This window comes from Lachnoclostridium phocaeense (assembly GCF_959599685.1).
GTDB classification, from domain to species: Bacteria; Bacillota; Clostridia; order Lachnospirales; family Lachnospiraceae; genus Claveliimonas; species Claveliimonas monacensis.
The window spans coordinates 23,189-30,299 of sequence record NZ_CAUGIN010000035.1 but is presented as its reverse complement, the minus strand read 5'-3'; the positions used below and the strand labels follow the sequence as shown (position 1 = coordinate 30,299).

Annotated in this window: 6 protein-coding genes and 1 pseudogene; 2 read left to right on the top strand and 5 right to left on the bottom strand. The window is 49.2% G+C overall.

Annotation, left to right across the window (positions count from 1 at the left end):
- Positions 1–32: 32 nt before the first annotated feature.
- Positions 33–323 (bottom strand): annotated as a pseudogene (locus tag Q5911_RS13035) (hypothetical protein); the annotation flags it as partial.
- Positions 324–410: 87 nt separating this feature from the next.
- A complete protein-coding gene (locus tag Q5911_RS13030; protein WP_303183398.1) occupies positions 411–1,097 on the bottom strand; it encodes a helix-turn-helix domain-containing protein in 687 nt (228 codons plus the stop codon).
- Between the two features lie 181 nt (positions 1,098–1,278).
- Here Q5911_RS13030 and Q5911_RS13025 point away from each other — a divergent pair, with 181 nt between their 5' ends.
- Complete coding sequence (locus tag Q5911_RS13025) at positions 1,279–1,494, top strand: helix-turn-helix domain-containing protein (RefSeq protein ID WP_303183395.1); 216 nt, start codon at positions 1,279–1,281, stop codon at positions 1,492–1,494.
- Positions 1,495–1,728: 234 nt separating this feature from the next.
- Positions 1,729–3,153: a MobA/MobL family protein gene (locus tag Q5911_RS13020; RefSeq protein ID WP_303183393.1), complete on the top strand. Its 1,425-nt coding sequence runs from the start codon at positions 1,729–1,731 to the stop codon at positions 3,151–3,153.
- A 97-nt stretch (positions 3,154–3,250) separates the two neighbouring features.
- On the opposite strand, the gene Q5911_RS13015 is transcribed toward Q5911_RS13020, so the two are convergent.
- From Q5911_RS13015 to Q5911_RS13005, 3 genes are read right to left on the bottom strand one after another with little or no spacing between them, the layout of a single operon-like run.
- Entirely contained in the window at positions 3,251–5,902 is a 2,652-nt protein-coding gene (locus Q5911_RS13015; protein ID WP_303183390.1) for a hypothetical protein, read from the bottom strand.
- A gap of 28 nt (positions 5,903–5,930) precedes the next feature.
- A complete protein-coding gene (locus tag Q5911_RS13010) occupies positions 5,931–6,233 on the bottom strand; it encodes a hypothetical protein (protein ID WP_303183387.1) in 303 nt (100 codons plus the stop codon).
- On the bottom strand, positions 6,226–6,828 hold the full coding sequence (locus tag Q5911_RS13005; RefSeq protein ID WP_303183384.1) for a TetR/AcrR family transcriptional regulator: 603 nt from the start codon (positions 6,826–6,828) through the stop codon (positions 6,226–6,228). The genes Q5911_RS13010 and Q5911_RS13005 overlap by 8 nt, the downstream gene beginning before the upstream one ends.
- Positions 6,829–7,111 lie beyond the last annotated feature (283 nt).

The following is a 7,111-nucleotide window of genomic DNA, read 5'->3' as shown; positions in this document are numbered from 1 at the left end:
TCCAAGAGGGTATATAGCTCTTTTAGAGTTTACACAGAATTAATTACAGTCTCATAGGACATTACCGTACCATTGCTGAGATTGCTGGGTGTCAGTTCTTCCTCCACCCACAGATCGAGCAGCATACCAACCGTGATGTTTTCAGACTTCGCAACGAATTTCTTTTCCTCATAGTCAGCGATTGCTTTTCTGAGCAGGGCTTCTGTTTCAGACTTGCTTTCTGTTCCCACAAACTCTTTCTGTACTTTTCTGCCGCTTTCATCTTCGATGTAGAAGCGTGCGTACCACTTTTTACCTTTTTTTCTTACAGAACCTTTTGCCATAGATAAATTTCCCCTTTCTATCCGTGGCAATCGGGACTGTGACATATGGTGTGCGTAAAGTAATAAGGTTACTTATGCTGATGAGTGTCAGTCATCGTTTTCACTTGTCAAAGAGCCACGGAATTTTTCTTTTTCAGCAACCCTTTCTTCGGCTTCCTCCACTATCCCGAAAAGTGCGCCCATCGACATTTTTGTGCGCCCCTCATCGTGGATATGTAAAATCCCGTCTAAAAACCGTTTCATATTCTCAATCGGTACTTCCATCTTCTTGCGGTATACCTGCTCCATGATTGCCCCGGACTCTATGGCGTACCGTCCAAGAGATTCTTTCAGCCCCTTGTCCTCCGCCACACGGTCAACTTCCTCCATAGCGTCAGCAAAGTAGTAGGTCATAACCGTATACAGGTCAACCATCTTGCCGAGAAATATCGTGAGAAGCTGCTGGTGCGGCTCGCCCTTTACCGTATGGGAAACTGTGTCCAGATACTTCTTGATGTGTTCCTCAATGTCCCGCTGGCATAGAGTGTAGGTGTCATATTCCTTATCATCGGAAAGACCTGTCAGCCATTCGGGAGTTGTGAGCAACGCTTCCGCAAGACCGTTGATAACCATTGTGCGCTTCGGATCAACCCCGTCCGCTTCGTACCGCTGAATGGTGGATTTGTTCACGCCCACACGCCTGCCAAGTTCCGGCATGGTAATGTTTAACTCTGTGCGGCGTTCCTTAATCCGTCCACCGACCTGTTTTGCGGTGAATGTGGTTTCTTTTTTCAAGGTGTTCACCTCCTGACTGGTATCAGTATAACACGCCGATACTTATTTTGCAACCATTATCTCGATAAAAGTTGTAAATAAACTATGAATGGTTGCAAAATAGGTTGACAAGAGATAGCAGAATAAGTATAATGATAAGACAGTAGTTGCAAAATGAGTATTCTAAAAGGAGGTTGATAGAATGAGCGCAGTCAAAATGGGACTTACCATAGAGGAAGCCGCAGAATGTACGAGTATCGGCAGGAACACCATGCGGAAGCTGGTGGAATGGGGAAAGCTGCCCGTCCTCAAAGTGGGGCGCAAGACCATTATCCGCAGGGACACACTGGAACGGTTTCTGACGGTCAATCAGGGAAGAAATCTTCTGAAGCCCGACGATGTCCGCAGAGTGGAATGACAATCCATTCTTTTTTTCGGAAAGTAACCCTAAGCCCTCGGCGTTTGAGAGCGAAATACACCCCTCGCACAAATCTACGATTTGTACTCCGGGTATTTCGCCCTTGCAGGGGGCTTCCGTATCAAACGCCTGCGGCGTATGATACGGGGCTGTCACCGCTGCCGCAGCGACAGCCGCAACCGTAAACGGTTGCAAAAAAGGACGCACCTTGACAACAGAAAACGGAGATGATGTATGCCAAGACACAGTTTTATCCAGATGTCAAAGCTGCCCAATGTCAAAGGGCGAATATCGTATATCACGAGTCATGCAAGGCAGGAAAATCTCTATGCCACCTACCGCACCGCTGATAATCAATTTTGGAGTAACCTTGCAAGGGAAAGCCAGCAGGAGTTTCAGCGCAGCGGCGCAGAGGGCAAATGTATCGAAGCAAGGGAACTGATTATCGCCTTGCCCGAAATCTATACGCAATACGAGCCGCAGCAGGTACTCACGGACTTTACAGAGGAGTTCCGCAGGCGGTACGGTGTGGAGTGCGTGTCCGCCCTCCACCACAACAAGCGCAAGACGAATTATCATATCCATCTGATTTTCAGCGAGAGGAAACTGCTCCCCGAACCTGATGTGAAGGTTGCTTCCCGCAGCGTGTTCTTTGACGAGACTGGAAAGCGTGTCCGCACCAAAAAGGAAATCACGGGGGAGGACGGGCAGATACGGAAAGGCTGTACCGTCATCAAAAAAGGCGAGGTATACGAAAGCCATCTGTTTACTACCAAAGATACACGCTTTAAGGGAGAGCCTTTTCTCCGAGAGATAAAGGAAGTGTATACAGAACTTATTAACTGCCATATCTCCGATCCTGAGCAGCACTTAAAGGTATTTGATAAAAACAGCGTCTATCTTCCGACCAAGAAAATCGGCAAAAATAATCCCAAAGAGGACGAAATCAAAGCCGATAATGCCGCAAGGCAGGAATGGAACAGGACAGCGGATATGGCGTTATTATCAGGTATCTCCGAAGCAAAGATTTTAGAAGTCAAGCAGACAGAGATACACGAAAAGGCGAGCCAGTCTATCAAAAGCAAGGGCTGGCTGCCGGGTCTGTTCCGCAGTATCGTCAGCAAGGCAAAGGACTTCCTGCAAAACTTAATCCGTGAACACGATATGCCGCCGAAGCCTGTCCTTGAAATAGATATGGCAGAGTTCCGTACCATGCAAAAGCTGATGATAAAGGCGCAGGATAAGGCGAAAGAAATCCGGCATTTGCAGGATACGGTACTTCCGAAGCTGAAACAACAGCTTGCCGATACAAAAGGGATTTTCAAAGGTAAGGAGCGCAAGGCGCTCACAGAGCAGATACAGCGGACAGAAAAGGAAATCGCTGAAAATCTGGATAAACTGCCCGATGTTCTGAAAGAGGACGGTTATCCCGATGTGCAGGCGTTCATGGCAACCTACCGCAAGGCGGAGGCTGTTGTGGAGCAGTACAACCGTGACCTTGCCGCATGGGAGCGGCAGGTCAGGGAAAAACAGAAACCCGCCCAAAAAGAGCAGGCAAAGCCGCCCCGGCGGGAGAGCGTGCTGAAGCGCCTGCGCCAGCTTCAGGCGGAGGGCAGAAGGCAAAAGCCAAAGCCCAAAACCCACGACAGGGAACGATAGCTTTCACATCGAAAACAACACCGCAGGCTTCCTGCGGTGCATACATAAAGAATGCGCCCCGTGGCTTTCTTCCACAGAGCGCATGTTATATATGGATTTATTTGCTATATTTTCTCTTGCGGCTGTAAACGGCTGTGCCGGTCAGGGCAGTGCCCGCTGCAAGCAGTACCGCAATCCAAAGGGCGATATTGCTGTCATCGCCGGTCTGCGGCGATTGGGTATCGTCAGTAACAGCCGCTGCCTTGATGGTAAATTCCGTAGTAGCAGTACCGGTTTCAGAAACGATAGCCAGTGTGTGTTTGCCCACAGACAGAGTTTCCAGATAGGAAGTTTTCAAAGTGACAATGGTGCTGCCTTCCTTGACCGTGTAGTTGGAAGCGTCCAGGTCTTTGCCGTCTACCTGTACCTTCTGGAAGTATTTATTAGCTGCATTGGAAGTAAAGGTAAGACCGTCCTTTGTGCCTTTTTGCCAGCTACCGTTTGCCCCGGCTGTGATGATGACCTTGAAATCGGAAGCAATCGCACCGCAGACAGTACATTTGCCATTGTCATAGCTGTGACCGGTGGCCGGGATGTCTGCCACATCCTTCGTATCTGTGTAGGTCTGGCCGTTAAATTCAACGGTTGCTGTATAAGTGGTTACACCTGTTTCCGTGCAGGTAGCAGGCTTCTTTACTGCTGATGTTACATCTACCTTCGGGCTTTCCTTATGGTTTTCATCCTTTTCACAGGTAAACGTCACCGTGCAGGTTTTTCCATCCTCCGACCAGTTCCAAACAGGTTTGCCATAGCTGTGACCGGTGGCCGGAATATCTGCCAGATCCTTCGTATCTGTGTAGGTCTGGCCGTTAAATTCAACGGTAGCCGTATAAGTGGTTACGCCTGCTTCCGTGCAGGTGGCAGGGGTCTTTACTGCTGATGTAATCTTTACTTTCGGAGTTTCCTTATGGGTTTCATCCTTTTCACAGATAAATGTCACGGTGCAGGTTTTCCCGTCCTCTGCCCAGTTCCAAACAGGTTCGCCATAGCTGTGACCGGTAGCCGGGATGTCTGCCACATCCTTCGTATCCTTGTGGGTCTGGCCGTTAAATTCAACGGTTGCTGTATAAGTGGTTACACCTGTTTCCGTGCAGGTGGCTGGCTTCTTTACTGCTGATGTAACCTTTACCACCGGAGTTTCCTTATGGGTTTCATCCTTTTCACAGGTAAATGTCACCTTGCAGGTTTTTCCATCCTCTGACCATCTCCAGACCGGTTCACCATAGCTGTGACCGATGGCAGGAATGTCTGCAAGCACTTTTGTCTGTGTCATTGCCCAGCTCGCCTCAAAGGCAGCCGTATAGGTGGTTTCGCCCATCTGGGTGCAGGTCGGCGCTTTGGTCTGTGCGCCTGTTACCGTTGCCGTGGCTTTTTCCGTATGAGCGCTGTCGTTTTTGCAGGTACGGGTAGCAGTACAGGTGCTTCCGTCATCGCTCCATGTGTAAACCGCATCGTTCCAATCATGATTGATTGAGCTAATAATCCAGGAATCCTTTATAATTTCGGTATTGCCGTTGCCATCGCTGAAGTATTTACCGCAATTTCCGCAAGTCCAGTATGCCTCGTTACCCACCACGGTGCAGGTGGGTGCCTTGGCGTCGGTCTTGGTCAGGCTGTGGGGGAGGAAATCCCCGTATTCTGCACCGCAGAGGTCGCACTTTGCCTTCTCGGTGCAGGTAGCCGTCCCACCGGTGTGATGGTTGCAGTCCAGGGAACCGTTATTGGTCAGGGTACCCCCTTCCTCCACCGTAACGGTGCCGTTGTTGGTCAAAGTCTTTCCATCCGGCACGGTGAGGCTGGCCCCATCCCCGATGGTCAGGGTCTCGCCGCTCTTAATTTCAAGGTCGTCCTGTAAGGTGACGGAACCGTACACGGTGCCGGCGCTGCCGTCAAAAACGATGCCGCCGTTTTCTTCGTTGCCTGTTCTGTACTGAATCGAAGTAGAAGAATTATTCGCAATCCCGCCGTTGGCCCGCACAATGGCATTGTTGCTGACGGTCACTGTGGGTGTGCCGGAGCCGGAAACACCGGAGCCAAACTGAAACCAGATATTAGCATTAACACTGGCGGTCAGACTGCCGCCGTTCACAGTCAGCGATACATCCGAGCCATCTTTGGCCTGCACTAAAACACCATTTTTGAAAGCGACATCAGATGATGCAGTGACCTCGGCATTCTCGACACACAGGGCAGCATTGTTGCTGTTGCTCTGAACCCAGATGCCGGTCTGACTGGCGCTGGCATTCAGACTGCCGTCGCCCTGGATGGTCAGGTTGGAGCTGCCGGTAGAAGCGGAGCTGGCCAATACAAAAATCCCTTTGCCGACCTCTGCGATTGTATTGGTGCCCTCCAATGTGATGGTCAACTCCGCATCGCCGTTCTGATTGAATACGCCAATGGCCGAGCCGTTGATGTATGTGCCACCTTGAATACTTTCATTGTAATCCAATCCTTTTTTAATAGTGGCGTTGTGCAGGGTCAGGACATTGTTCTCTGCGTCATAATGGATATAGTTGTCCGTCGGTGTGTCACCGGCTGTGGATGCGGTGACGTTTCCATCGCTGTCGGTCGTCCAGTAGCCGGTGGAAGATATTTGCACACCACCTACATAAAGCACCTGTCCGATCGGCGCAGCCGCCAGCGCCGTGGCGGGCAGCAGCCCCAGGCAGAGGGCCAGTACGCAGAGTAGGCTTAAAAATCGTTTTTTCATAATGTTTCCTCCTTGTTTGCGCCTGTGTTCATTTGCTTTGCCGAAACACAGCGCATATTTTCATTGTGGCAGACACCCAGAATGGATTCGGCTGGCTGCCGGAAGTAGACGCAGGAACCGCAGTCAACACTTGCGGGATCATCATCCACCATTTCAGCATAAGGACAGGCGTCCTCAATAGTAAAAGAATAGGACGTCCCTCCGGGGTGTAGATCGGGGATTGTTCTATAAACAAACTGTAATCCTCGATTTCTTTTTTAGAGTGTTCGTCCCATCGCAAAGGAATCTCTATCACCTTCCCCTCATATTCATAGCGATTGATTTTACTCATGGGCACCACCTGCTTTCCAATTTTCACTCCCTGTTTTCATGGCAATAAATGCCCGCAGGGAAGTACGAATTGCATTTAACTGTAACTGTAGATAGTCCTCGTCCTCAAACAGCGCATAATGAACACAGGCACGGACAAACAGATAGGTCATGCCCTGGATAAAATCTGTGGGCATCCCCAGTTTGCCGGAAAGCAGTTCGGCATAATTGTGATACCTGATATTAACACCTTTGAAAAATTCCTTGCCGTATTCCCGGTACTTTGGACTTGCATATACTTGATACATAAAGCGGTATTTTGCCCCGTGGAGCTTTGCGGTGAGATAAGGCATTTCCCGCAAGAAACGTTCGATGTCCGCAAAACTGGTTGGGGCCTGTGACATAAAGTCGTCCTCCACCTTTGCCATACAGTGGGCAGTGGCTTCGATTACAAGATTATCCTTACTTTCAAAATAATAAAGTAAGCTCCCATTGGTAACCCCACAAGCATCTGCAAGCATTTTCAAACTCGTGTTTTCCAATCCGTTTTCACAAAAAGTATCAAAGCAGGTTTCCAGAAATGCTGTACGCCTTTCCGGGATCCCTTTTTCTTGCAATATAATTCACCTCCTGCTTTTTTTGATTGACTAAGCGGTAAATTCTATGAGAAAAAAATTGTACTGTTTATCAGGCAACACAAAAAGGCGTACCCCATCCGTATAAAAACGGGCGGAATACGCCTTTGAAAAATATGCGATTGTACTCTTGACAAGGAAAAAGGGCGCAGTTATGCTGTGCTTGCTTGCTGTGCTTGCTTGCTACCAGTGTGCTTCCTGCCGCCATTTTTGTCAAGCCCCTTTCTGAACATAAATATACATATAAAATTTTATCACAAATCCC

Excerpts from the sequence above, each read along its gene's own strand:
- Q5911_RS13025 (WP_303183395.1), top strand. The coding sequence starts at position 1,279 with ATGAGCGCAGTCAAAATGGGACTTACCATAGAGGAAGCCGCAGAATGT.
- Q5911_RS13020 (WP_303183393.1), top strand. The coding sequence starts at position 1,729 with ATGCCAAGACACAGTTTTATCCAGATGTCAAAGCTGCCCAATGTCAAA.
- Q5911_RS13015 (WP_303183390.1), bottom strand. The coding sequence starts at position 5,902 with ATGAAAAAACGATTTTTAAGCCTACTCTGCGTACTGGCCCTCTGCCTG.
- Q5911_RS13010 (WP_303183387.1), bottom strand. The coding sequence starts at position 6,233 with ATGAGTAAAATCAATCGCTATGAATATGAGGGGAAGGTGATAGAGATT.